We start from the raw sequence: 23,896 nt of genomic DNA, 5'->3' as shown, positions 1-23,896 counted from the left end.
GTCATCGGCTTTCGCTGCCGGGTGCGGCCCGGCTCAACGTGAGGCGTCCTCACCGCATGCGTGCGGCTGCGCTGCTCGGGTCATCTGCTCGCGTTGCCGGGTGCGGCCCGGCCCAACGTGAGGCGCCGTCACGGTCTGGGTCGGGTCATCGGCTTTCGTTGCATGGTGCGGACCGGCCCAACGTGGGTGGGAGTGGTGGTCGGTCTGCCGAAGGGCTGCCCGGGGCCGTCCCCTCCGGCACCTACTTTGGGAAAGTTGCGAATCGGCTGGCCGCGCGCCCCCTCGGCAGACCGAATGCGCCCCCTGTCGGGTGGGATTGCTGACTCGGCTGCGTGAGAGCAGTGCTCTGGGTGACGGCGTGCGGCGTGCGGGGTGCGCGGGAGGGGTGGCGGTCGGGTCGGGCCGCCCCCTCTCCGGCACCTACTTTGGGAAAGTTGCGAATGCCTTCGCCGCGCGCCCCCCCGGCAGATGCCGATGCGCCCCCCGGCATGTCCTCTCTGCCGCGCCGGATGCGCGAGATCGGTGACGTGGGTGGGGGCGTGTGGGGTGTGGGTGGGGGGCGTGCGCCGGGTCGGTTCGCAACTTTCCCAAAGTAGGTGCCGGAGGGGGCCGGGGCCGGGGGCGGCGGCGCTTCGGTCTGCCCGGGGTGGTCACCCCGCGCACACCGTACCGACCTCACCCCCGACCATGACGGCGACGGTGAGGGCGACTCACGTTGGACCGGTCCGCACCCTGCAACGAGAGCCGATGACCCGCCCCAAACCCTGAGGACGACTCACGTTGGGCCGGTCCGCACCCGGCCGCGAGAGCGGATGACCCGACCGGCGAGGCCGCGCGGCTGGCGGCGCCGCCACCGGGGCGGTCGGCCACGTTGGACCGGGCCGCACCCGGCAGCGAAAGAGAGTGACCCACCCAACCGCCCCCGCAGCCCCCACCCCTGGCCGTCCGGGTTAACGTTCAACTGCGGTGGAGGGGCGGCAGTCAAGGGTGGAGCGCAGCGGAATCGGCGCAGCCGACGCGACCGTAGGGAGCGCCCTTTACTGGCGGCCTGGAGGCGCCACAATCCGCTAAAAACCGGGCGGCCCCGGTGACCATCAAAGGTGCAGGGTCAGTCCAACTTGCCTGTCAGTGACCCCGGTTCCGGTGCCTCGTCAGTCGTGCTTGATGTTGGTGATGAACGTGGACCACGTTGCGGCTCGGAACACGAGGTTCGGGCCTTCGGGGTTCTTGGAGTCTCGGACGGGGATGAAGTCGGGACTCCCGGGGTGCCCGTCGGCGACCTCCAGGCAGTCGCCGCCATCTCCGGCGCTGTGGCTGGACTTGCGCCAAACGGTCACGCTCAGGTCGTACTTAGGGATGCTGTTCCTCATGGGCGTAATCGTGCGCCATCGAATCGACTAGGGCCAGGGAGCCTTGGGGTGGAAGACCCAACGCTTGCAGGAGATTGAACGTCATGGAGTGACGGGCGACTGTCGCCGGGTCGTCGATCAGCCTTCCTGTGTCCAGCCCTTCGATGAAGCAGAGAGGCGGGGCGTCCGCGAACTCCATGAGCTTCAAGGAACCGCCCATCCCGGCGTGTGCTCCGGCGCTGAACGGCAGTACCTGCATGATGATGCGGTGTCGGCGAGCCAGATCGGCTACATGGCGCAGGGCCTCCGCCATGGTCGCGGGCCCACCGACTGGGCGCCGGAGCGCGGCCTCGTCCAGAATCACCCACAACAACGGGGTTGTTGGATTGTCCATGAGGCATCCACGGTCCATGCGGGTCGCCACCAGCTCCGAGATCTGCTCGTCCGTGGCCATCGGCCGGTAGGACCGGAACAGGGCGGCGGAGTATGCCGGCGTCTGGATCAGGCCGGGGACCAGCAGCGGCAGGTAGTGCCTGATCGTCGTCGCCACCGCTTCCGCCTCCGCCGCCTCCGCGAAGTGGTCCGGGTACTTGGACTTGGCCAGCGCACCGCAGTTACGGGCGAAAAAGCCCCCCGTCCCCAGCACCTCATCGAAGTGCACCGCGTACTCCAAGTGCATCCGCCGCGTCCCCGCCTCCAGTTGGCCGATAAATGAGCCGCTGACGAAGAGGGGCGCCCCCAGCGCCTCCTGGGAGAGGCCCGCCCGCTCGCGCGCGTGGCGGAGTTCGCAGCCCAGGAGGGCTCTGGGGTTCGACGAGGGGTCGAGGTCCTTGGGGCGGGTCATGGGCAACTCCTCCACTGAACACGGAGCGTTGTTGGGACGCCTGCACTTTTCAGCCTACGCACAGTTGGACACTCTGGGTGATGGAACGAGAACACTCAGTGTGAAAGGCGGAGGTCATGGCGCTGACGGCGGAGGAACGGGTGCGGGCGGCGGAGGAAGCCGTACGGCAGTTGAAGGCGGGGCTCGCGGAGGTGGGGGTCACGTTGCCCTCGCTGCGGATCGACCCGCTGACCGCGGCGGCCGAGGGGGCGTTGCCTCTCGTGGAGCTGGGGCGCTGCAACCTGGACACCGCGCTGCGGCTGGCCGCCGTGCTGGAGGAGGCGCGGTGAACGGGGAGGATCCGCGGGTGCCGGATACGGGGACGTACGCCGTCGACTACCGGGACGGGAGTGTGGGGGAGGTGATGGGCTGTGAGGGGGGACTAGTGCAGCTCAGACCGATCGGCGGGGGCAGGGAGTGGGACTGTCCGCCGGCGGCGGTCGGTGACGCGGAGCCAGGTGAGGTGCTCCGGGCGAAGGTGAAGCAACTGAACCGGCAGGTGCAGGCGCGGCCCTGGTGAGCGGGTCGGCGAGTCGGTGACGCGTGGCACCGGGCGTCGAGCGCGACACGACGTGGGACATCCTGCTCAAGGCGTGGCGGGAGCTGCACGTGCCGGAGGGCCGGCAGGCCGAGATCGATGAGGGGAAGGTGGTCCTGAGGCCGCCGCCGGACCGGCATCACAGCGGTATAGCTGATGCCCTGCAGAGGGTTCTCTACCGATCGGCTCCGGATGAGCTGGGGGTCTACCAGACCCTCGGCCTCCACATCGCCCCCCTGGGCAAGCTGTACGTCCCGGCCCTCGTACTCGCCCCGCGCGAGGCCGTGGACGCGGCGGAGGCGCTGCTCGTCGTCCGTCGACACGGCGGGCTTCCCGGGCTGACTGAGGCAGCGGGGCCTGACGCGCGAACGGCGCTCCGCACGGGCCGTACCGCACCCGTGCGGAGCGCCGCCCTGTCCGTCAGGTCAGGAGAAGTACAGGGAACGGAACTTGACGTTGGGGTCGGCCTCCCCGCCCACGCCTACGTCCGTGCGGGTGCCTGTGCACTCGTCCTCCGAGAAGAGCATCACCTTCGATGCGGTCCAGTTCTTGAACTTCCAGGCGTCCTTGCTCTTCCCGGATTCGACTTCGGCGACCTCAAGACACACCTCCGAGTCGGGGTCTTCCAGCTTTGTGCTCTGCGGGTTCGCGGGGTCGCCCCACGCGTAGAGGGCGTGGCCGTCGGCCGCGGCGGCCGAGTTGGGCACGGCCGTGAGGAGAACGAGGGCGCCGAGGGCTGCGCCGATGGTGTGACGTAGACGCATGAGGTGAGTTCCGTTTCTTGCCGGGGGCTAGGGCCCCCGAAGCATGACGGCAACCTGATGGACTTCCCTGTATGCGTCACTCAAAACCACCCGCAAGAAGTGTGCAGAAACGAATTTCCTACGGCCGTGTGGGTGAGCGCCGGACCGCTGCGAGGCGGGTCAAGCCGCCGGGAGGGCGGTGAAGGTGGCCTGCTCGTGGTTGGCGTCCAGGGCGCATGCCTCGCGGGCCCTCACCGCACGGTCGACCTGGTCCTTGTCGTGGATGCGGGTCTTGCGGGAGACCGTGAGGAGCACGATGCGGCGGGCCGGGCGCGGACCTCGGGCCCCATCGAATGGCTTCTAGTCCGTGGTGCGGGCGTTGTCGAGGGCTGTGCGGAGGTGGCCGGCGGAGGTGGTGAGGAGGGTGGCGGCCGTGGGGCCGTCGACGCCGCCGAGGATGGTGAGGATGGCGTTCTTCACCTCCCCGTCGGTGGCGGTGAGAGCCGCCTCGATCTCCTCGTCGGACGCGCCGGTGGCGAGGGCGACGATGCGGCGGGAGCGGGCCCGCAGCTTCTCGTTGGACGCGCGCACGTCCACCATCAGGTTTCCGTACGTCTTGCCGAGGCGGATCATCGTGATCGTCGACAGCATGTTGAGGACGAGCTTCTGGGCCGTGCCCGCCTTGAGGCGGGTGGAGCCGGTGAGGAGCTCGGGGCCTACGACGACCTCGATGCCGTGTTCGGCCGCGGCGGCCAGCGCGCTGTCCGCGTTGCAGGAGAGGCCGATGGTGAGCGCGCCGTAGTGGGAGCGGGCGTACTCGACGGCGCCGATCGCGTAGGGGGTGCGGCCCGACGCGGAGATGCCTACGACGACGTCGTCCTCGGTGAGGTTCAGGCCCTCCAGGTCCTCGGCGGCGAGCTCCTTGCTGTCCTCCGCGCCCTCGACCGCCTTGACCATGGCGCTCGGCCCGCCCGCGATGAGCCCGACGACGTCACCCGGGTCGGTGTTGAACGTGGGCGGGCACTCGGACGCGTCGAGCACGCCGAGGCGTCCCGCCGTGCCCGCGCCCGCGTAGATCAGCCGGCCGCCGCGGGCCATGCGCTCGGCGGTGCCGTCGATGGCGGCGGCGATGGCGGAGAGCTGCTCCGCGACCGCGGTGGCCACGGAGGCGTCCTCGCCGTTCATGATCTTCGCGATCTTCTCGGTGGGCAGCCGGTCGATCTCGGAGAGCTCGGGCCGGAACGCCTCGGTGGTGAGGGTGGCGAGCTGGGCGCGGAGCTCTCCGTAGGTGTCGCGCGGCTCGCTCGCGCCGCTCGTGCCGGTCGCGTCGGTGGTCGAGGTCATGGCGTCTGCGGCTCTTTCGTGTGCGGGGGGTGGTCGGGGTGGGAGGGGTCAGCGACTGGCTGCGCCGCCGCGTGGGCGGTGGCGGTGCGCGAGTGCTTCGTAGGACGCGGCGAGCGCGGGGGCCGCCGTCTCGTACGTCCGCTGCGCCACGCCCACGAACAGGCAGTCCACGACGAGGAGTTGACTCGTACGGGACGACATCGCGGCGGGGCGGAGCTCGCTCTCGCGGGCCGTGGAGGTGGTCAGTATGTGATCGGCGTACTGGGAGACCGCCGCGCCGGGGCGACCGGTGATCGCGATGGTCGTGGCGCCGTGCTCGAAGGCGACGCGGAGGGGTTCGATGACGTCGCCGGTCGAACCGGAGTGGGTGATCGCGATCGCCACGTCCTTGGCGCGCAGTGTCACGGCGTTGGTGACGGCGAGGTGCGGGTCGGAGTGCGCGTGCGCGATGTGCCCGATGCGGAGCAGCTTCTGGGCGAGGTCCTGGGCGACGAGGCCCGAGGCGGCGACGCCGTAGATCTCCACGCGGCGGGCGGTGGCGAGCGCGGCGACGGCGGCGCCGAGCTGCACGGTGTCGAGGCCCGCGGCGGTGTCGGCGAGGGTCTGCTGCTCGTCGTAGGCCAGCTTCGCGACGACGTCCGCGATCGGGTCGTCGACGGCGATGTCCGCGGTGACGGCGGGGGCGCGGCCCGACTGCTGCTGGGCGGCGAGGCCGGCCAGGGCGAGGCGCAGGTCGCGGTAGCCGGGGTAGCCGAGGAGGCGGGCGGTGCGCACGACGGTCGCCTCGCTGGTGCCGGTGAGCTCGGCGAGTCCGGTGACCGTGAGGGCGGCGCATCCCGCGGGGTCGCCGGCGACGGCCTCGGCGACCCGCTGCATGGAGCGGGTCATCGACGGCGCGAGCGTCCGCACCTTGGCCGCGAGGGCGGCGGGGGCGGGGGGCGCGGCGTCCGCGAAAATTTCCTTCACATCATGGGTCACCTTTGAAAGATATTTTCGGACTGGTGGCCGGTCAAGACCCCGTTGGTCCTGAGCTCGGGCGGGACCTCGGTCATCTTCGGGGGCCCGCTGCGGCTTTTTCTTCGCGGTGCGTACGGGGCGACAATGGCTGCATGGACACGATCGACCCCCTGGAGCAGGCGTTGCACGCCGCTCGCGCCCTTGTCCTCGCCGACCTGGTGGCCCGAGAGGTCGCCCAGGCCGAGGTCGTCTCGCTCGTCGAGGAATCGGTGGCGCACCGCCGCTGGTGGGTCGAGCAGTGGCCCGAGGGCATCGAGTACGTCGCCGGTCTCGTCGCCCAGGACGTGCAGGACGCGCTCCTGGAGCGGTACGGGCGGTGGCCGCTGTGCCCGGTCTGCGGCTCGGGCGACCCGCACGCGCTGGACGTGGAACCGGAGCTGGGGCCCGATCCGCACTGGGTGTGCGGGAAGGCGGGCGTGGTGGTGGCGCCGGTCGGGGGTCTGACGTGACCGTCTACATAGACCCGCCCACGTGGCCGGGGCACGGCCGCATGTGGTCCCACCTGGTCAGCGACGTCTCCTTCGAGGAGCTGCACGCGTTCGCGGCCGCGGTGGGCTGCCCGCCGCGTGCCTTCGAGCGCGATCACTACGACGTGCCCGCGGAACGGTACGCGGACGCGGTGCGGGCGGGCGCGGTGGAGATCGGCTCGAAGGAGCTGGTGCGGAGGCTTACGGGGGCGGGGTTGCGGCGGCCCAAGGGGCGGCCGGCTTAAGGGGCGAACGCCGGGCGCCCAGGGGTGAACGCCGGGCGCCCGTTCAGTTCCAGGAGGGGCTTCTGGTGTCGTCCTCGGCGGGGGTGGGGGAGGTTGCCGCGGACGACGTGACCACGCGAGTGGGGTTGCCGCGGTGCAGGCGCAGGGAGACCGCTACCGCCGCGATCGCCGTCGCCGTCATCGCCGCTCCCGCCCACGCCGTCGCCCCGTAGCCGAGCTTCAGGTCGATCACCGTGCCGCCCAGCCAGGGGCCGCCCGTGTTGCCGAGGTTGAACGCCGCCGTCGTGGTCGCGCCCGCCAGGGTGGGGGCGGCGCCCGCGACGTTGAACATGCGGGCGTTGAGCGCCGGGGCCGTGTAGAACGCGGAGACGCCGAGCAGGAACGAGAGCGTGATCGCGGCGGCGGGGGTCGCGGCGAACAGGGCCAGGGAGATCAGGAAGACCGTGGACGCGGCGATGCCGGTCAGGAGGACGCCGAACAGGTGGGCGTCCGCCACGCGGCCGCCGATGGTCGTGCCGACGAGGGCGCCGACGCCGAAGAGGCCGAGGACCGAAGGGACCCAGCTCTCGGAGAGGCCGGACACGTCCGTGAGGAGCGGGGAGAGGTACGAGAACGCGCAGAAGACGCCGCCCGCGGCGAGGGCGGTGATCGCGATCGACAGCCAGACCTGGCGGTCCGCGTAGATCGACAGTTCCTTCTTCAGCTGGGGCTTCTCGGCGGGGAGCGGGATGCGGGGGATGAGGGTGAGGACACCGACGAGTGCTACGGCGGACGCGGCGCCCACCGCCCAGAACGCGGAGCGCCAGCCCAGGTTCTCGCCGAGGAACGCGCCCACGGGGACGCCGAGCACGTTCGCTATGGACAGGCCGCCGATCATGACCGCCATGGCGCGGGCCCGCTGGTTGAACTCGACCATCGCGATGGCGACGGCCGCGCCGACCGCCCAGAACCCGGCGCAGGCGAGGGCGCTGATGACGCGGGACGCGAAGAGAATCTCGTAGGTGGGTGCGAGGGCGCCTGCGACCTGGCCCAGGCCGAAGACCGTGATGAGGGTGATGAGCGTGGTGCGGCGGGGGAGGCGGAGGGTCGCCACGGCGAGGAGGGGGGCGCCGATGACCATGCCGATGGCGAAGGCGGAGATGAGGAGACCGGCGCGGGGGATGGAGACGTTCATGTCGTCGGCGATGGGCGGCAGGAGCCCGGAGAGCATGAACTCACTGGTGCCCAGTGCGAAGACGGCCAGGCCGAGCATGTAGACGGCGACGGGCATGCGGGCGGCTGCGCCGGGCTTGGGTGGGGGGACGGAGTTCGGCATAACAGGAGTGAACGTATGCGTAGCAGCTGTCATTCCCGGCGGCCGGACGCCGGTCAGGCCCGGCGCAGGCCGTACGCGTGGTGCGGTGTGCGGTCCGGGAGGCGGGTGTAGCCCGCTGCCGTGGCCACCCGCTGGGACGCCGTGTTCTCGGGGGTCGTCAGGGCCAGCAGGGACGTCACCTCGGGGTGGGTGAAGGCCCAGGTGGAGAGCGCGCGGAGGGCCGTCGTCGCGTAACCGTTGCCGCGGGCCCACTCCACCAGGTCGTAGCCGACCTCCACGCATCCGTCGTCGTCCGGCGGCCCGTGGAAGCCCATGCCGCCGACGGCCACCTCGTCCGCGGTGCGGACCAGGGCGTACAGGCCCCATCCGGGACGGTGCACCCCGGCGACGTACGCCTTGAACAGCAGGCCCGCGGCCGCCTGCGTACCTCCGAAGGGCGCGCCGCCGAGCCACGTGAGACCACCCGTGCCGCCCTCGGCGAGGTCCGCCGCCGCCGCGGGGGTGACCTCGCGGAGGGAGAGCTCGCCCGCGGGCAGGGCGTGCGGGTTGTGCCAGCGCCACCGCGTGACCCGGGCGCGGCCCGGCAGGTCGCCGCGGCCCGTGGCCCACAGCAGGGTCGTCCACGGCGTGCCGCCCGCGGGCGTCGGCGGGACGTGCGGGAAGAGGTGGGACAGGACCGCCTCGGGGAGGGGGGCGGGCGGCTCCGTGTCCACGCCCAGCGCGTGGGCGATGTCGTACGTGTGGAGCAGCAGCTCCGTCACGCCCATCGCCGCGAAGCCCGACGCGTCCGCGCCGCCCGACGGGTAGGAGTGGTAGGCGCGGACGCCGCGCGGTGTCGTGCGGACCACCGCGGACAGCAGGCCGCCGGCCGCCTCGATCGCGTGGATCGCGCCCTCGGGGCCCGTGCCTTTGTCGAGTGCGGTGTCGAAGGGCACCCAGCCGTCGGTGGCGCGGCCCGTCAGCTGGCACGCGTACGCGGCGAGTACGCCCGCGATGTGTTCGGAGGTCTTCAGGCCGCTCCAGTCGAGCCCGCCCGCCTTCGCGCTCCAGTCGCGGTCCACCGCCGCGCGCAGCACCGCGGTCGCGTGCGCGACGGCCTCGTCGATCTGGTCCCCACCCATGTGCACCATGGGGGAGAGCGTACGTACGAGGTTGGTCAGGGCGACAGGAGTTTTAGTTCCGTCGCCAGGTTCTCGCGCGCCGGGGTCTCCCAGTTCGACATCCCGTACGGGGTGCGGAACAGGCGGGGCAGCGCCATGAGCTGCCGCAGGACCTCCGCCCTGCCCTGCCGGAACGCCTCGTCCGGCACGAACGCGTACTCCTCGCGGACCGCCGCCGCGTACGCCGCGTACGCGTCCGAGGGCGCCGCCAGGATCGCCAGGTCGGCGTCGCACAGCGTCTCGCCGTTGGTGTCGCCCTCGGCGGGGTCGTGCGTGACGGTGAGCCGGACCAGGCGGGCGACCTCCGCCGTCCGCTCCTCCGTCAGGCCCGCCTCGGGCAGTGCGCGTTCGGCCAGGCGGGCGGAGCGCTCCTCGTTCTCGGAGCGCTCGGGGGCGTACACCGCGTCGTGGAACCACGCGGCCAGGCGGACGAGTTCGGGGTCCTCGGCGTGCTCTTCCAGTACGTCGATGTGGTCAAGGACCGCCGCCAGGTGATCGGTGGTGTGGTAGCGGCGCTGCGGCTCGGCCCAGCGGGCGAGGAGGCGCTCCGCGTAAGCGGCGGGGTCGGTGCCGGACGTGCCTCCGCTCGCGCGGAGCAGAGTCGCGGCCCAGCGGGCGTGCAGGTCCTTGTCGTCGGCCATGGAGCCGACCCTAGCCCGAAGGCCCCGGCCCTGGCCCGGAGGCCCCGGCCCCAGTCCGAAGGCCCCCGCCGCACGGTTTCGCCGTTGCCATGCGCGGCCGTACGCGGTTGGCTGCCGCCATGACCACCACTGACGAGAACACATACGAACCCGAGCGGGCAGGACGACTCCTGCGTGCCGAACGCGACGCCCTCGTACCGCTGTTGCGGGCCGCTCCCGACGACGCGTACGCGATCCGCACCTGCTGTCCGGGCTGGACCGTGCGGCACGTCCTCGCCCATTGCGGCTCGGCGCTGATGCGGGTCGTGGAGGGCCGCTTCGAGGAGGGCGTGTACTCGCCCGAGTGCAATGACCGTGACATAGCGGAGCGCGCCGACTGGTCCCACTCGCGTGTCGTGGACGAGCTGGAGCACGCCATGACGGAGGCCGGGCCCGTCCTCGCCGCCGCCAAGGGGTACCTGGACGGCGTCGCGCTGGGCGAGTGGGTGCACGCCGGTGACGTACGCGAGGCGTGGGGGAAGCCGGGCGCGTACGGGGGTGACGGGCTCGACGACGCGCTGGCGCTGCTCGGACAGTTCAGCAGGTCGGCGCATGCCGCGTCGCCGCTGCCGCTGCACGCGGACCTCGACGGCAGGGACGAGCCGCTGATCCTGGGCGTCGCCGACGGCACGCGGCCGCCCGCCCGCTACATCGGGGACGCCCCGACGCTGATCCGGCTGTGCGCGGGACGCCCGCTGGCCGGTACGCGGTACGAGTTGGCGGGCGCCACGGAGAAGGAGTTGGCGTTGTTCGGTTGAGGGGGAGGCGGGGGAGGGGAGGAGGCGGAGGGGGCGGCGGTAATTGGGGGGCCTTCGGTGGTCAGTGTCACGGTCAGTGTTCGTGGCCGCCGCCCTTCTCCTCCGCCGCGCCGTCCCCCTTCTCCGCCGCGCCGCCCCCCTTCCCCTCCGCCCCGCCCGCGTACACCGTGAACGCCGCCGTGCGGACCTCGCCCCCGTGCTTGAAGTCCAGGAACAGGCGGTACGCGCCCTTGCTCGGCGCCGCCGTGCCGAACGAGATGCCGGGGCCCGCCTCCGTCTTCCCGTCGCCCGGCGTGCCGTTCGGGTGTACGTGGAGGTAGGCGAGGTCGCCCGAGCGCAGCGCCACCAAGTGGCCGTACGCCCCCAGGTAGGGCTGGAGATCGGTCACCGGCCTGCCGTTCTTCGCCACGCTCAGCGTGAGGTCGCCGCCCGCGCCCGTCTTCAGGTCGCCCTTCAGCGTGACGTCGTAGCCGTCGACCTTCGTGGTCGTGCTGTGCGCGGGCAGGGTGCGCGGTTCGTACGTCCCCGCCACGCCGAGGTCCGCGCCCAGCGTCAGGCCCTCCTTCGCGCCCTCGGGGCGGAAGTCGGCGAAGACGCGGTAGCCGCCCGCCTCGGGGAGCCGGACGTCGGTCGACCAGGTGCCGTCCGCCGCGCGCGTCGGGTGGAGGTGGCGGTAGGTCGTCAGGTCGCGCGAGGCGACGATGAGGTGCAGCTCCTTGTCGTGCTCCTTCGCGTACGCGGTGACGTTCCGGCCCGTCGCGTCCTCGACGACGGTGAAGCGGAGCTGTTGTTTCCTGTCCGCCGCGATGTGGGCGTCCGCGAGCTTCAGCGTGTAGCCGCGGTCGGAGATCTGTAGGCCGCCGGGAGTGTGTCCCGCCTTCTCCTTCTCCGTCTCCTCCCTCGTGTCCTCGTGTTCCCCGTGCCGGGCCGTCGACGTCCTGTCACTGTCCCTGCCCCTGTCCGTGACCGGGTCCACGCCCGTGCCGACGCCGTACGCGGTGCCGAAGGTCGCGGCGACTGCGGCGGCGAATGCGGTGATCTTCAGGCCGGTGTTCATGACGGCTCCTCCGGGGTTCCGGTGCGGTATGCGACATGACGAAGATACCCCTGGGGGGTATTAAGTCAAGACGGAAGTTCTGCTTGCGGACGGTACCCCCTAGGGGTATACATGGATTCCGTCAGCGATACCCGGGCCGGGTATCGGCGCCCCACCCGTACAGGAGACCCAGACATGGCCACCACCACCCCCGGTGCCGCCGCGGCGGCCGCCTCCGCCGCCGAGGTCGAACTCGCCATCGGTGGCATGACCTGCGCCTCCTGCGCCGCCCGCATCGAGAAGAAGCTCAACCGCATGGACGGCGTCGAGGCGACCGTCAACTACGCCACCGAGAAGGCCAAGGTCACCTACCGCGGCGACGACGTCTCCGTGGGGGACCTCATCGCCACCGTCGAAGCCACCGGCTACACCGCACAGGAACCCGCCCCCGCGCCGACAGGGAGCTCGGTCGACGGCGGCAGGGACGAGGGCGCCGACGAAGACGGCGACGCGCTGCGGCCCCTGCGCCGGCGCCTGACCGCCGCCGTCCTCCTCTCCGTGCCGGTCATCGCGATGGCGATGGCCCCGGCGCTCCAGTTCGAGTACTGGCAGTGGCTGTCGCTCACCCTCGCCGCACCCGTCGTGACATACGCGGCCTGGCCCTTCCACAAGGCGGCGTTCACCAACGCGCGGCACGGCGCGGCGACGATGGACACGCTGATCTCCGTCGGTACGTCGGCGGCGTTCCTCTGGTCCCTGTGGGCGCTGTTCTTCGGCACCGCGGGCACGCCCGGCATGACGCACCCCTTCGAGCTGACCATCGCCCGCAGCGACGGTGCCGGGAACATCTACCTGGAGGCCGCGGCCGGCGTCACCGCGTTCATCCTCGCCGGGCGCTACTTCGAGGCCCGGTCGAAGCGGAAGGCGGGCGCCGCCCTCAAGGCGCTGCTCCAGCTCGGGGCGAAGGACGTCACCGTGCTGCGGGAGGGCGGACGGGAGGGCGGACCTGAGGGCGTGCGTGAAGAGACGGTCCCGGTCGGCGAGCTGCGGGTCGGTGACCGGTTCCTGGTGCGGCCCGGCGAGAAGATCGCCACGGACGGCAGGGTCGTCGAGGGCACCTCGGCCGTGGACGCCTCCATGCTCACCGGCGAGTCCGTACCCGTGGAAGTGGGCGTGGACGAACCGGTCACCGGTGCCACGCTCAACGTCGGCGGGCGGCTCGTCGTCGAGGCCACCCGCGTCGGCGCCGACACCCAGCTCGCCCGGATGGCCAAGCTCGTCGAGGACGCGCAGAACGGCAAGGCCGCGGCCCAGCGCCTCGCCGACCGGATCTCCGCGGTGTTCGTGCCGGTCGTCATCGGCCTGGCGCTCGCCACCCTCGGGTTCTGGCTCGGCAACGGGGCGGGACTCACCGCCGCCTTCACCGCCGCGGTCGCCGTACTGATCATCGCCTGCCCGTGCGCCCTGGGCCTCGCCACGCCGACCGCCCTCATGGTCGGCACCGGCCGCGGCGCCCAGCTCGGCATCCTCATCAAGGGCCCGGAGGTCCTGGAGTCCACCCGCAAGGTCGACACGATCGTCCTGGACAAGACCGGCACCGTCACGACCGGCAGGATGACGCTCCTCGCCACCCACACCGCTCCCGCCATCCACACCGCTCCCGCCACCCACACCGCCCCCGGCACCCCGGTCGCCGACGTCCTGCGCCTGGCCGGTGCCCTGGAGCACGCCTCGGAGCACCCCATCGCCCAGGCGGTCGCCGCCGGTGCCGCCGCCGAGGTGGGCGAACTGCCCGTTCCGGAGGACTTCGTCAACGTCGCGGGGCTCGGCGTGCAGGGCATCGTCGAGGGGCACGCGGTGCTGGTCGGCCGCGAGCAGCTGCTCGGCGAGTGGGAGATCCGGCTGCCCGCCGAGCTGGCGCGCGCCAAGTCCGAGGCCGAGGCGGCGGGACGTACCGCCATCGCGGTCGCCTGGGACGGCGAGGCGCGGGCGGTCCTGGAGGTCGCCGACGCGGTCAAGGACACGAGTGCCGAGGCCGTCGAGCGACTGCGTGCGCTCGGTCTGACCCCGATCCTGCTGACCGGCGACAACAAGGCGGTCGCCGCATCGGTCGCCGCGGAGGTCGGCATCGCCCCGGAGGACGTGATCGCCGAGGTCATGCCGCAGGACAAGGTCGACGTGGTGAAGCGGCTGCAGGCGGAGGGACGCAGCGTGGCGATGGTCGGCGACGGCGTCAACGACGCGGCCGCGCTGGCCCAGGCCGACCTGGGGCTCGCGATGGGCACGGGCACGGACGCGGCGATCGAGGCGGGCGACCTGACGCTCGTACGGGGTGACCTGCGGGCGGCGGCCGACGCGATCAGGCTCTCGCGGCGCACCCTCGGCACGATCAGGTCGAACCTGTTCTGGGCCTTCGCCTACAACGTCGGCGCGCTGCCGCTGGCCGCCGCCGGACTGCTCAACCCGATGATCGCGGGCGCGGCCATGGCGTTCTCGTCGGTCTTCGTGGTCGGGAACAGCTTGAGGCTGCGGGGATTCAAGCCGCTGTCCTGACAGGCTTCCCGCGCATTCTTCACGGGGTTTCCCCCGGTTTCTCCGCACGTTTCCCCCACCCCGGTGCGAGCGACTCGGCTCGCACCGGGGTGTGCCGGTGTGTTCTGCGCGTAGGCTGGTAATTGGACTAGACCTATGTGCCCGGGATCGCGAGCAGCGAGCAGAAGGAAGAGACATCCATGAGCAAGCGTGCAGTCCTGGAGGTGATCGCCCTCGACGCCGAGGACGCCGTCGCCGCCCAGGCCGGCGGAGCTGACCGCCTCGAGCTGGTGACCGACATGGCCGCGGACGGCCTCACCCCGTCCCGCGAGACCTTCGCCGGGATCCGCTCCGCCGTCGACATCTCGCTGCGCGTCATGCTCAGGCTGACCGACGGTTTCTCCGTGGGCGACGCGGGTGACGGGGGTGGAGTCGACGCACTGCTGCGCCGCACCCGCGAACTCCGCAGCGAGGGCGCCGACGAGTTCGTGCTCGGCTTCCTCGACGAGGCGGGCGGCGCCGACCTGCCGACCGTCGAAGCGCTGGTGGAGGCCCTCGACGGCTGCCGCTGGACCTTCCACCGGGCCATCGACCGCGCCGCCGACCGCGACGCCCTGCGCAAGCAGCTCGCCGACCTGCCCGGCCTTGACACCTACCTCACCGCGGGCTCCGCCGACGGCGTCGACGACGGCCTGCCGACGCTGCTCGCCGAGTCGGCCCGGCGCGGCGAGCCCGGGTACGAGCCGCAGCTCCTCATCGGCGGCGGGCTGCGCCTCGACCACCTGCCGCGGCTGCGGGCCGCCGGTGTCGACGCGTTCCACATCGGCGGGGCCGCGCGCCCCGACGGCTGGTCGGCGCCCGTCTCCGCCGCCGCCGTCGCCCAGTGGCGGGCCGCGCTCGACGACTGACCGGGTCCCCGCCCGCTCGTTCCGCTTTCCCGTTTGATCGTTCCTCCGCGGGACGCGATAGAACTGGGTCGACACTGAGGGGACTTCATGCCGACACCAGAGAAAACGCGTCCCGCGGAGCGGATGCTCACCGCCGGAACGCTGCCCGTGGCCGCGACACTGCTCACCGGAACGATCGCGCTCTACATCGCGCTCGTCGCGTTCGGGAACATCACCGACTACGAGACGAACCAGCAGTTCGTACGCCATGTCCTCGCGATGGACACCACCTTCAAGGACAACGGCCTGAAGTGGCGCGCGGTGGAGTCCACCGCCCTCCAGGACGCGGCGTACGTCGGGATCATCGCCTGGGAGACCCTGGCGGCGCTGGTCCTCGGCACGGCGACGGTCCTGTGGGTGCGGGCCCTGCGCCGCCCCGCGGAGCGGCGCAGGGCCCAACTCACCGGCAGCATAGGCCTGATGATGATCCTTCTCCTCTTCGGAGTCGGCTTCATCGGGATCGGCGGCGAATGGTTCGCCATGTGGCAGTCGGAAGCCTGGAACGGGCTCGACGCGGCCATCCGCATGATCACGTTCGCGGGCATCGTGCTCATCGTCACGCACTTGCCGGCGGCGACGGGGACAGTCCGCGAGGAGGGCAGACCCTGAGCCTTACGCCAACTGCTTCGGCAGATCGGCCGCATGGACGACGATCAGGCCCGACACGGCACGGGTCAGCGCCACATACAGGCGGCGCAGGCCCGTGCGTTCGTCGGGCTCACCGGCCACGACGGCGGACGGTTCGTCGAGCACCACGTAGTCGTACTCCAGGCCCTTCGCGAGGGACGCGGGCACGAGCGTGAGCCGGGTGTCGGGCGTCGTCTCCTGACCGGGGTCGAGATACGTGATCCCGGCTGCCGTCAGCGCGGCGGCGAGGGCGGGGACGCGGGCGTCCGCGGCGATCAGGCCGACGGAGCCCTCCTGCCGCAGCGACTCGGCGCACGCGTCGAGACAGCCGGCGTCGAGGCGGTCCGCGTCGCCCGCGTCGAGGCAGCCCGCGTCGAGGCCCTCCGCGGCGTCGTCCGCGGTGCCCGCCACCCGGCGCACCGCGAGCGACCCCGGCGACTCACGCACCGAGTCGACCGCCGCCAGACCGGGCGCGATGTCCGGCAGCAGCCGCGACGCGTACGCGATGACCTCGCGCGGTACGCGGAAACCGGCCGTCAGCTCCTCTACCACGGCACTCTCCTTGCCCAGGTGTGCCAGCGCCTCGTCCCAACTCCGGGTCGCCCACGGGGTGGTGCCCTGCGCGAGGTCGCCCAGCACGGTCGCCGAGCCGGTCGTGCAGCGGCGGCCCACCGCGCGGTACTGCATGGGGGACAGGTCCTGCGCCTCGTCCAGCACCACGTGACCGAGGGAATGGGTGCGGGCGACGAGGTCGGTGGCCTCGTCGATGAGGACGGCGTCCGCGGCGGACCACTTGGCGGACTTCACGCTCCGCGCGGGCTTGGCCCAAAGGACGGCCTTCTGCTCATCCTCACTCAGCACCCCCTCCGCGTGCGCGGCGAGGAACCCGGCGTCGGACAGCAGCCGCAGCACGAGCTTGGCGGGGTCGACGGCCGGCCACACGGCCTTCACGGCCGCCTTCACCGCGGCGTTGCGGGCGACGGCGTCCTGCACGCGGTCGTCCGGGGCCTCGCCCGCCTGCTCCATGCGGACGAGCACGGCGTGCGCGATGCGCTGCGGCAGGGCGTCGCGCGCGGCCCCGTACCGGATATCCCGTGCGAGCAACTCCTCGACGATCTCGACCAGTTCGTACGAGGGAATCCGCCACCGGCGCGAACCGCGCACCACCATGATCGGCTCGGTGGGGAGGCTGACGTGCGACCGTACGGCGTTGCGCAGCACCTCGGCCATGCGGGCGTCACCCTTGACGAGGGCGGCCCCGGCGTCGTCCGTGCCGCGCACCTCCACGTGGGCGACGAGGTCGTCGACGGTGGCCTGCTTGACCTCCAGCTCGCCGAGGGCGGGGAGGACCTGCTCGATGTAGTGCAGGAAGGAGGCGTTCGGTCCGATGACGAGGGTGCCGGTGCGGGCGAGTCGCTCGCGGTGCGCGTAGAGCAGGTAGGCGACCCGGTGCAGCCCGACGGCGGTCTTGCCGGTCCCGGGCCCGCCCTGCACGCAGACGCTGCCGCTGAGCCCACTCCGGACGATCTCGTCCTGCTCGGGCTGGATGGTGGCGACGATGTCGCGCATCGGCCCCACGCGCGGCCGCTCGATCTCCTGCTGGAGGAGCTTGCTGGTCCGCTCGGCCTCGCCCGGGTCACTGAGGTGCTCGTCCTCGTACGCGGTGAGGTCCCCGCTCGTGTACCCGAAGCGGCGGCGCAGCGCGATGTCCATCGGGTCCTTCTTCGAGGCCCGGTAGAACGGCTGCGAGACGGGCGCGCGCCAGTCGATGACCATCGGGTCCCCGTCGGCGTCGTGCACGTGCCGCCGCCCGATGTAGAACTGCTCCCCTTCGGCACCCTCGGCCTGTTCGGCGCCGGGTGCGTGCAGGTAGTCGAGCCGCCCGAAGAACAGCGGCGTATGAGCAAGATCGGCAAGGGACTTGATCCGCTCCTCGAGCTGCCGCGACAGGACGGCGGCGTTCACCCAGTTCGCGGTGACGTCACGAATGTCGAGGGCCTCGGCGTCCTCACGCATGGCGCGCAGGGCGGACCGGGACGCGGCGAGATGCGAACGTTCTCTGGCCAGGGGCCCGGCGGGTTCGGGAGGTTCGGGGTGGGCGTGCTGATCGTGCTGCTCGTGCTGGGCGTGCACGGGTTGCCTCCGGCGGTTCTGCGGTGTCGTGTGCGGGCCTCTGCTCTGCCGCTGCTCGGGCGAGAAGACCGCCCGGTTTCCGTCCGGACGGCAGCGCTCCGCGGGGGAGGCGGGGAAGGGAGCATCCTAGGACGGGGGTGGGTGCGGGGGCCAACGGATTATGGGGGGCGGGGGCGCGGGCGTTTTTAGAGGCGCGGGGAACGGCGCGATCAGCCACGACGGACCCGCGCCCGGGAACGGGTTGCAGCGCCACGGCGCGGGGGGCTTTTGGGGGCGCGGGGAACGGCGCGATCAGCCACGACGGACCCGCGCCCGGGGACGGGTTGCAGCGCCATGGCGCGGGGGGTTTTTAGGGGCGCGGGGAACGGCGCGATCAGCCACGACGGGCGCGCGCCCGGGGGCGGGTTGCAGCGCCATGGCGCGGGGGGTTTTTAGGGGCGCGGGGAACTGCGCGATCAGCCACGACGGGGCCGCGCCCGGGGGCAGGCCGTTGCGCCACGGCGCGGGGGGCTTTTGGGGGTGCGGGGAACTGCGCGATCAGCCACGGCGGGGCCGCGCCCGGGGGCGGGTTGCAGCGCCACGGCGCGGGGGGCTTTTGGGGGCGCGGGGAACTGCGCGATCAGCCACGGCGGACCCGCGCCACGGCGTGGGGAACTGTGCGAGCGGTCACGGCGGGCGGGCCCGCACCGCCCCCCTCACTCGTCCGCGAGTTCCGCCACGCCCGTCACCCGATGCAAGGGATACGTGCGGACCTCGTCCGCCGTGTGGTCGTAGGCCGTGACGAACCCGCCCTCGACCCGCACCGGGGCGATCACGCGCTGGCTCGCCGTGCCCTCCGCGTTGACGTAGCCGATCCAGAGCGCCTCACCCGTCAGCACCGCCGCCTGCATCGTGGCAAGGGTCTCCGCCGCCGTCGTACGGGGAAGGCTGCCGTCCGACGGCGACGTCGACGTCGGCGCCTCCTTGCGCGGCGCCGTCGACGCCAGATCACCCGCCCGGATCGCCCGCACCGCCGCACCGATGAGCGTGTCGCCGGGCAGCGGCGGACCGTCCGGCACCGGCTCGGGGGCCGAACGCGGAGGCGTGCGGTGGGCGTGCGCGCGGGTGATGAGGACGTCGCCCTCCGCGCTCTCCGCCGCCGGTGCGAAACCCATCGCACGCAGCCCGTCGAGGAGCGTGCCGGGGTCCGCCTGGGCGGCGAGCACGGTGGGCGCGAGGCGGCGCAGCCGCAGGCTCTGGGCGCGCTTGTCGGCGAGGATCTCGTTGAGGAGTGCCTCGTCGTCGCAGCGGACGTACGCGGAGGCGGCGCCGATCCGCAGGTGGCCGTGTTTCCGCGCCACGTCGTCGATCAGATACGCGAGGGGCTGCGGGACGGGGGTGCGTGAGTGCGCGGTCAGGAACGCGTGCAGGTCGGACGCGGACTGCCCGGCGTCGAGCGCACGGCGTACGGAACCGGGTGTGAAGCGGTAGACGGTGGCGCCGCCCTTGGACTCCACGTCGGCGAGGACGGCGAGGGCGTCGCCGAGCGGCCGCTCCAGCGGGCCGGGGGCCACGGCGGTGAGGTCGGCCTGGAGCAGGACGTGGTCGAGGGGCTCGGGGAGGAGGGGGGCGAGGAGCCGGGTGGCGTGGGCGGCGGCGAGGCTCCGCTCGGCGGACGTGCGGTCGACGCGCGGCTCGGAGGAGGACGACGTGCGGTCGACATCCGGCCCGGACAACGACGTGCCGTCGACGTCCGCCCCGGACAACGACGTGCCGTCGACGTCCGGCTCGGACAACGACGAGCGGTCGACGCCCGGCCCGGCCAACGACGCGCTGTCAGCGCGAAGCCCGGCCAACGACGTGCTGTCAACCCCCGGCCGCCCGGACGACGACGTCCCGGACAACGACGCGCTGTCACCCCCCGGCCAGGACAACAACGCCCGCCCGTGCGACGACAACGCCCCCCTCCCCGTCACACCCAGCATCTCCGCCTCGTTCAGCGTCCACTGGGCGATGCGGGAGCGCAGGTCCTGCGGGGTCGGTGAGTCGGACGGGTTCGCGGCGCCGTCCTGGGCCGCGCGGCCGCGGGAGGCGGAAGGACGCTCCCAGCGGAGCCAGGCCAGGAGGGACTCGGGGGCGGGTGCCGTGCCCTCGGGCAGCGTGGCGGCGAGTGCGAGGACCCGGTGCCGTACCTCGGGGGCCGTCGAACGGTCCAGGTGCGGGCCGAGCGCGGACAGCGTGCGGTCCTTGCCGTCGCGGCCGCCCACGAGCCCCGCCGTGCGCGTCGCCGCGAGCCAGGCCGTGGCCAGCGCCGCCCACCGCTCGGCCGCGGGCAGCTCCTGCCACGCGTCGTACGCGGGCGTCGCGGCGTACCGCTCGTCGGCCTCGCCGTCGGAGGCGAGGAGCCCCGCCGCGTAGGCCAGTTCGACCCAGAACGCGGCGAGCGGCTCGGACGTGTCGAGCGCCACCGCGGTCCGCTTCAGGTCGCGCACGCTGAGACCGCCCGCGCGCAGCACCGCGGGCCCGCCCTCGTCCCAGTCCTTGAGGAGCTCCTCGACGGTGGCGAGCGCGGTGTACGCCTGCCCGGCGGCGGCCGCGTCCACAACCTGTGGACGGTATTCGCGGGCGGCCTCGATGGACGGCGGCACCGGCTCGGGCGTGCGGTGGGCGCGGCCCCCGCGCAGGTGCAGGGCCGCCTCGCGGGGCAGTACGACCGTGCCGGGCGCGGTGGGAAGGAGCAGGCCCCGGTCGAGGAGCCAGCGCAGGTGGCGTGCCGGGTCGGCGGTGACCTGGCCGTAGGGCGGGCCCCACACGAGCCGGGACAGCACCTCGACGGAGTCCGCGGGCGCCTCGTCGAGCAGCGCCGACATCCGCGTACGGTCCGTGAAGAGCGCGGTCAGCGACCGTACGGCCGACACCGGGTCGTGCGTCGTGGGCAGACCGGCCGCCGCGACGATGTCCTGGACCCGGGTCGGCGACATCCCGGCCGTGGCCTCGGCGACGGTGGGGCCGAGGCCGGTCGGGGACGGGTGCTGCGGGCTCGGGGCGAGGAGCTCGCGGGCGGTGCGGACGAGCCGCAGCCGGTCGTCGGGCCCCCACACCAACGCCTGCTCGTGGAGGGTGGCGAGGGCGCGCGGCAGGGCGGCCTCGACGGCGGCGTCCCCGTCGTCCCCGGCGAGCAGGTCGCGCACGTCCCCGTACGAGGCGGGTTCCGGTGCCACGGCGAGCACCTCGGCGACCTGCTGCGCGAACCGGTCGAGCCGCTCCAGCGCCCGCACCACGGAGGCCCGGGTCCCCGCACGGGTGGCGAGCTGCGTGAGGTCGTTCGGCACGGGGTTCAGGAGATCGGGCCGGGTCCGCAACAGGTCGGCGAGCGCGCCGTCCTCCCGCGACCGGAGTGCTTCGGCGAGGGATCGGGGCGTGTCCGCGCCACGCGACGGTGCGGGGTCGCTCGCGTCGGCGTTGTCCGTGGGCTGCGGCTCGGTGCTCATCCGGTTCACGGTAGCGGGTCGGGCCGTGTCCCCGGTGTGCTGACGCCCGTCCGGACTCAGCCGCACCCGCCCTACCCCTGCCGCCCGTCCAGCGGCCCGAACACCGCGAGCGCCTCCGTGTCGCTGTCGCGGGCCCGCAGGTAGTGGTCCGCCCAGTCCGCGATGCCGGGGTAGTCGCACTCCCGGGTCAGGCGGGTGACGGCGGCGTCGATGTCGTACCGGGTCGTGCGCAGGTCGATGCCGGGGCCCAGGAGGGCCCAGTGGGCGCCCGGGCGGCCGTAGGGCATGCCGACGCTGCCGGGGTTGATGACCGTGCGGCCGTGGGCGAGGCGGACGAACGGCATGTGGGTGTGGCCGCACACCACCGTGCGTACGGCGGGGTCGACGCCTTCGAGGACCTCCGCCCACCGTTCGGGGCGGGAGTCGACCAGGACGATCTCCTCGTCGTCGCGGGGCGTGGCGTGGCAGAAGAGGACGTCGCCGAGGCCGGAGAGGGTGAGGCGCGCCGACTGCGGGAGCCGCTCCAGGAGGTCGAGGTGGTCCGCGCCGAGCCGGTCGGCCGCCCAGGGGCCGATGGGGTCGGGGATGGTGTCGCGGTGGCCGCGGCGGTATTCGAGCAGCTCGCGGTCGGCGTTGCCGCTGATCAGGACGGCGCGGTCGCCCAGCTCGGCCAGCCGGTCGAGGACCTCGGCGGGCTGCGGGCCCGCCGTGATGTCACCGGTCAGCACCACCCGGTCCGCGGCCCGCACCTCCGGCTCCGCGAGGACGGCTTCGAGGGCGGGCAGGACGCCGTGGATGTCGGAGAGAACGGCCACTCGGGTCAGCATGATCACAACCATGCGGTGGCGGTCCCGTCCCGGTACAGCCGCTTTCGCTCCGCGCGTACCGCCGCCGGTGCGGCACACTGGACGTTTGGCCTACGGAAAGGGCGCTCGCGTGAACGGTCCCCTCATCGTCCAGTCGGACAAGACCCTCCTGCTCGAGGTCGACCACGAGCAGGCGGACGCCTGCCGCCGTGCCATCGCGCCCTTCGCGGAGCTGGAGCGGGCGCCCGAGCACATCCACACCTACCGGGTCACCCCGCTCGGGCTGTGGAACGCGCGGGCCGCCGGGCACGACGCGGAGCAGGTCGTCGACGCGCTCGTGGAGTTCTCGCGGTACCCCGTGCCGCACGCGCTGCTCGTCGACGTCGCCGAGACGATGGCGCGGTACGGACGGCTCACGCTCTCCAAGCACCCCACCCACGGACTCGTCCTCACCACCACCGACCGGCCGGTGCTCGAGGAGATCCTGCGGTCGAAGAAGGTGCAGCCGCTCGTCGGTGAGCGCCTCGACCCGGACACCGTCGCCGTGCACCCCTCCGAGCGCGGCCAGGTCAAGCAGACGCTGCTGAAGCTGGGCTGGCCCGCCGAGGACCTCGCCGGATACGTCGACGGCGAGGCGCACAAGATCGACCTGGACGAGGCGGGCTGGTCGCTGCGCCCCTACCAGCAGCAGGCCGTCGAAGGGTTCTGGCACGGCGGCAGCGGTGTGGTCGTGCTGCCCTGCGGCGCCGGCAAGACGCTGGTCGGCGCGGGCGCCATGGCGCAGGCCAAGGCCACCACCCTCATCCTCGTCACCAACACGGTCTCCGCCCGCCAGTGGAAGCACGAACTGGTGAAGCGGACCTCCCTGACGGAGGACGAGATCGGCGAGTACAGCGGGACGCGGAAGGAGATCCGGCCCGTCACGATCGCCACGTACCAGGTGCTCACGACGAAGCGGAAGGGCATCTACCCGCACCTCGAACTCTTCGACTCGCGCGACTGGGGTCTCGTCATCTACGACGAGGTGCACCTGCTGCCCGCGCCCGTCTTCAAGTTCACCGCCGACCTCCAGGCCCGCCGCCGCCTCGGCCTGACCGCGACCCTCGTACGTGAGGACGGGCGCGAGTCCGACGTCTTCTCGCTCATCGGGCCCAAACGGTTCGACGCCCCGTGGAAGGAGATCGAGGCGCAGGGCTACATCGCGCCCGCCGACTGCGTCGAGGTCCGCGTCAACCTCACCGACAGCGAGCGGCTCGCGTACGCCACCGCGGAGGCCGAGGAGAAGTACCGCTTCTGCGCCACCACGGCGACCAAGCGGAAGGTGACGGAGGCGCTGGTCAAGAAGCACGCGGGCGAGCAGACACTCGTCATCGGGCAGTACATCGACCAGCTCGACGAGCTCGGCGAACACCTCGACGCGCCCGTCATCAAGGGCGAGACGACCAACGCGCAGCGCGAGAAGCTCTTCGGCGCGTTCCGCGAGGGCGAGATCTCCGTCCTCGTCGTCTCCAAGGTCGCCAACTTCTCCATCGACCTGCCCGAGGCGACCGTCGCCATCCAGGTGTCCGGCACGTTCGGGTCGCGGCAGGAGGAGGCGCAGCGGCTCGGCCGTGTCCTGCGGCCCAAGGCCGACGGGCACGAGGCGCGTTTCTACTCCGTCGTCGCGCGCGACACCATCGACCAGGACTTCGCCGCCCACCGGCAGCGGTTCCTCGCCGAGCAGGGGTACGCGTACCGGATCGTGGACGCGGACGAGCTCCTGGCCGGGGGCTGAGAGGCGGCGGGGGCTGCCGGTGCGTTTCCCGGCCGTCTCCCGTCCCGCGCCGCCCGTCGGTACCCTGGGGAC

General features: G+C 72.6%; 21 protein-coding genes. 8 read left to right on the top strand and 13 right to left on the bottom strand.

Translation table 11 applies throughout. The features are described from left to right. Positions 1-1,151: 1,151 nt before the first annotated feature. Together NOO62_RS18190 and NOO62_RS18185 are read right to left on the bottom strand one after the other, a co-directional pair. Complete coding sequence (locus NOO62_RS18190; RefSeq protein WP_268771943.1) at positions 1,152-1,370, bottom strand: DUF397 domain-containing protein; 219 nt, start codon at positions 1,368-1,370, stop codon at positions 1,152-1,154. Beyond that, on the bottom strand, positions 1,351-2,193 hold the full coding sequence (locus NOO62_RS18185; protein WP_268771942.1) for a helix-turn-helix domain-containing protein: 843 nt from the start codon (positions 2,191-2,193) through the stop codon (positions 1,351-1,353). The genes NOO62_RS18190 and NOO62_RS18185 overlap by 20 nt, the downstream gene beginning before the upstream one ends. A 116-nt stretch (positions 2,194-2,309) precedes the next feature. Between NOO62_RS18185 and NOO62_RS18180 the strand changes: the two genes are divergently transcribed. Further along, positions 2,310-2,522: a hypothetical protein gene (locus NOO62_RS18180; RefSeq protein ID WP_268771941.1), complete on the top strand. Its 213-nt coding sequence runs from the start codon at positions 2,310-2,312 to the stop codon at positions 2,520-2,522. Positions 2,523-3,195: 673 nt separating this feature from the next. On the opposite strand, the gene NOO62_RS18165 is transcribed toward NOO62_RS18180, so the two are convergent. The 4 genes from NOO62_RS18165 to NOO62_RS18150 form a co-directional block, all read right to left on the bottom strand. Further along, the gene (locus tag NOO62_RS18165) at positions 3,196-3,534 is read right to left on the bottom strand and encodes a hypothetical protein (protein ID WP_268775980.1); all 339 of its coding nucleotides are present in this window, start codon (positions 3,532-3,534) and stop codon (positions 3,196-3,198) included. 159 nt (positions 3,535-3,693) lie between these two features. Then, positions 3,694-3,828 carry a hypothetical protein gene (locus NOO62_RS18160; RefSeq protein WP_268771940.1) on the bottom strand — a complete coding sequence of 45 codons (135 nt, stop codon included), beginning with the start codon at positions 3,826-3,828 and terminating at the stop codon, positions 3,694-3,696. A gap of 45 nt (positions 3,829-3,873) precedes the next feature. Continuing rightward, the gene (gene murQ, locus NOO62_RS18155; RefSeq protein WP_268771939.1) at positions 3,874-4,857 is read right to left on the bottom strand and encodes an N-acetylmuramic acid 6-phosphate etherase; all 984 of its coding nucleotides are present in this window, start codon (positions 4,855-4,857) and stop codon (positions 3,874-3,876) included. 48 nt (positions 4,858-4,905) lie between these two features. After that, on the bottom strand, positions 4,906-5,835 hold the full coding sequence (locus NOO62_RS18150) for a MurR/RpiR family transcriptional regulator (protein WP_268771938.1): 930 nt from the start codon (positions 5,833-5,835) through the stop codon (positions 4,906-4,908). A gap of 131 nt (positions 5,836-5,966) precedes the next feature. Here NOO62_RS18150 and NOO62_RS18145 point away from each other — a divergent pair, with 131 nt between their 5' ends. After that, entirely contained in the window at positions 5,967-6,323 is a 357-nt protein-coding gene (locus NOO62_RS18145; RefSeq protein WP_150169295.1) for a hypothetical protein, read from the top strand. Beyond that, on the top strand, positions 6,320-6,586 hold the full coding sequence (locus tag NOO62_RS18140; protein ID WP_268771937.1) for a DUF4031 domain-containing protein: 267 nt from the start codon (positions 6,320-6,322) through the stop codon (positions 6,584-6,586). The genes NOO62_RS18145 and NOO62_RS18140 overlap by 4 nt, the downstream gene beginning before the upstream one ends. 43 nt (positions 6,587-6,629) lie before the next feature. Here the strand turns inward: NOO62_RS18140 and NOO62_RS18135 are convergent, their stop codons facing one another. The 3 genes from NOO62_RS18135 to NOO62_RS18125 form a co-directional block, all read right to left on the bottom strand. After that, complete coding sequence (locus NOO62_RS18135; RefSeq protein WP_268775676.1) at positions 6,630-7,856, bottom strand: Cmx/CmrA family chloramphenicol efflux MFS transporter; 1,227 nt, start codon at positions 7,854-7,856, stop codon at positions 6,630-6,632. Positions 7,857-7,954: 98 nt separating this feature from the next. Further along, positions 7,955-9,031, bottom strand: coding sequence for a GNAT family N-acetyltransferase (locus tag NOO62_RS18130; RefSeq protein WP_268771936.1), 1,077 nt, complete (start codon positions 9,029-9,031; stop codon positions 7,955-7,957). A gap of 26 nt (positions 9,032-9,057) precedes the next feature. Further along, positions 9,058-9,702: a hypothetical protein gene (locus NOO62_RS18125; RefSeq protein WP_268771935.1), complete on the bottom strand. Its 645-nt coding sequence runs from the start codon at positions 9,700-9,702 to the stop codon at positions 9,058-9,060. 119 nt (positions 9,703-9,821) lie between these two features. On the opposite strand from NOO62_RS18125, the gene NOO62_RS18120 reads away from it, so the two are divergent. Further along, entirely contained in the window at positions 9,822-10,499 is a 678-nt protein-coding gene (locus NOO62_RS18120; RefSeq protein WP_268771934.1) for a maleylpyruvate isomerase family mycothiol-dependent enzyme, read from the top strand. 73 nt (positions 10,500-10,572) lie between these two features. Here NOO62_RS18120 and NOO62_RS18115 read toward each other — a convergent pair whose 3' ends face one another. Further along, positions 10,573-11,556, bottom strand: a complete 984-nt coding sequence (locus tag NOO62_RS18115; RefSeq protein ID WP_268771933.1) for a hypothetical protein — start codon at positions 11,554-11,556, stop codon at positions 10,573-10,575. A 174-nt stretch (positions 11,557-11,730) separates the two neighbouring features. Between NOO62_RS18115 and NOO62_RS18110 the strand changes: the two genes are divergently transcribed. The 3 genes from NOO62_RS18110 (at position 11,731) to NOO62_RS18100 (ending at position 15,623) form a co-directional block, all read left to right on the top strand. Continuing rightward, positions 11,731-14,088: a heavy metal translocating P-type ATPase gene (locus NOO62_RS18110; protein WP_268771932.1), complete on the top strand. Its 2,358-nt coding sequence runs from the start codon at positions 11,731-11,733 to the stop codon at positions 14,086-14,088. 179 nt (positions 14,089-14,267) lie between these two features. Beyond that, positions 14,268-14,975, top strand: coding sequence for a copper homeostasis protein CutC (locus NOO62_RS18105; protein ID WP_268771931.1), 708 nt, complete (start codon positions 14,268-14,270; stop codon positions 14,973-14,975). An 87-nt stretch (positions 14,976-15,062) separates the two neighbouring features. Continuing rightward, the gene (locus NOO62_RS18100) at positions 15,063-15,623 is read left to right on the top strand and encodes a DUF2165 domain-containing protein (protein ID WP_268771930.1); all 561 of its coding nucleotides are present in this window, start codon (positions 15,063-15,065) and stop codon (positions 15,621-15,623) included. 3 nt (positions 15,624-15,626) lie between these two features. Here NOO62_RS18100 and NOO62_RS18095 read toward each other — a convergent pair whose 3' ends face one another. From NOO62_RS18095 to NOO62_RS18085, 3 genes are all read right to left on the bottom strand, one after another. Further along, a complete protein-coding gene (locus NOO62_RS18095; RefSeq protein WP_268775675.1) occupies positions 15,627-17,708 on the bottom strand; it encodes a HelD family protein in 2,082 nt (693 codons plus the stop codon). Between the two features lie 761 nt (positions 17,709-18,469). Then, positions 18,470-21,244 carry a helicase C-terminal domain-containing protein gene (locus NOO62_RS18090; protein WP_268771929.1) on the bottom strand — a complete coding sequence of 925 codons (2,775 nt, stop codon included), beginning with the start codon at positions 21,242-21,244 and terminating at the stop codon, positions 18,470-18,472. A gap of 71 nt (positions 21,245-21,315) precedes the next feature. Then, positions 21,316-22,071 carry a metallophosphoesterase family protein gene (locus NOO62_RS18085; RefSeq protein ID WP_268771928.1) on the bottom strand — a complete coding sequence of 252 codons (756 nt, stop codon included), beginning with the start codon at positions 22,069-22,071 and terminating at the stop codon, positions 21,316-21,318. A gap of 109 nt (positions 22,072-22,180) precedes the next feature. Here NOO62_RS18085 and NOO62_RS18080 point away from each other — a divergent pair, with 109 nt between their 5' ends. Continuing rightward, positions 22,181-23,824, top strand: a complete 1,644-nt coding sequence (locus NOO62_RS18080) for a DNA repair helicase XPB (protein WP_268771927.1) — start codon at positions 22,181-22,183, stop codon at positions 23,822-23,824. Positions 23,825-23,896: the final 72 nt, after the last annotated feature.

This window comes from Streptomyces sp. Je 1-369, assembly GCF_026810505.1.
In the GTDB taxonomy this organism is placed as follows: domain Bacteria; phylum Actinomycetota; class Actinomycetes; order Streptomycetales; family Streptomycetaceae; genus Streptomyces.
Note: the sequence above shows the minus strand (reverse complement) of the source record. Positions and strands in the feature narration are given on the sequence as shown.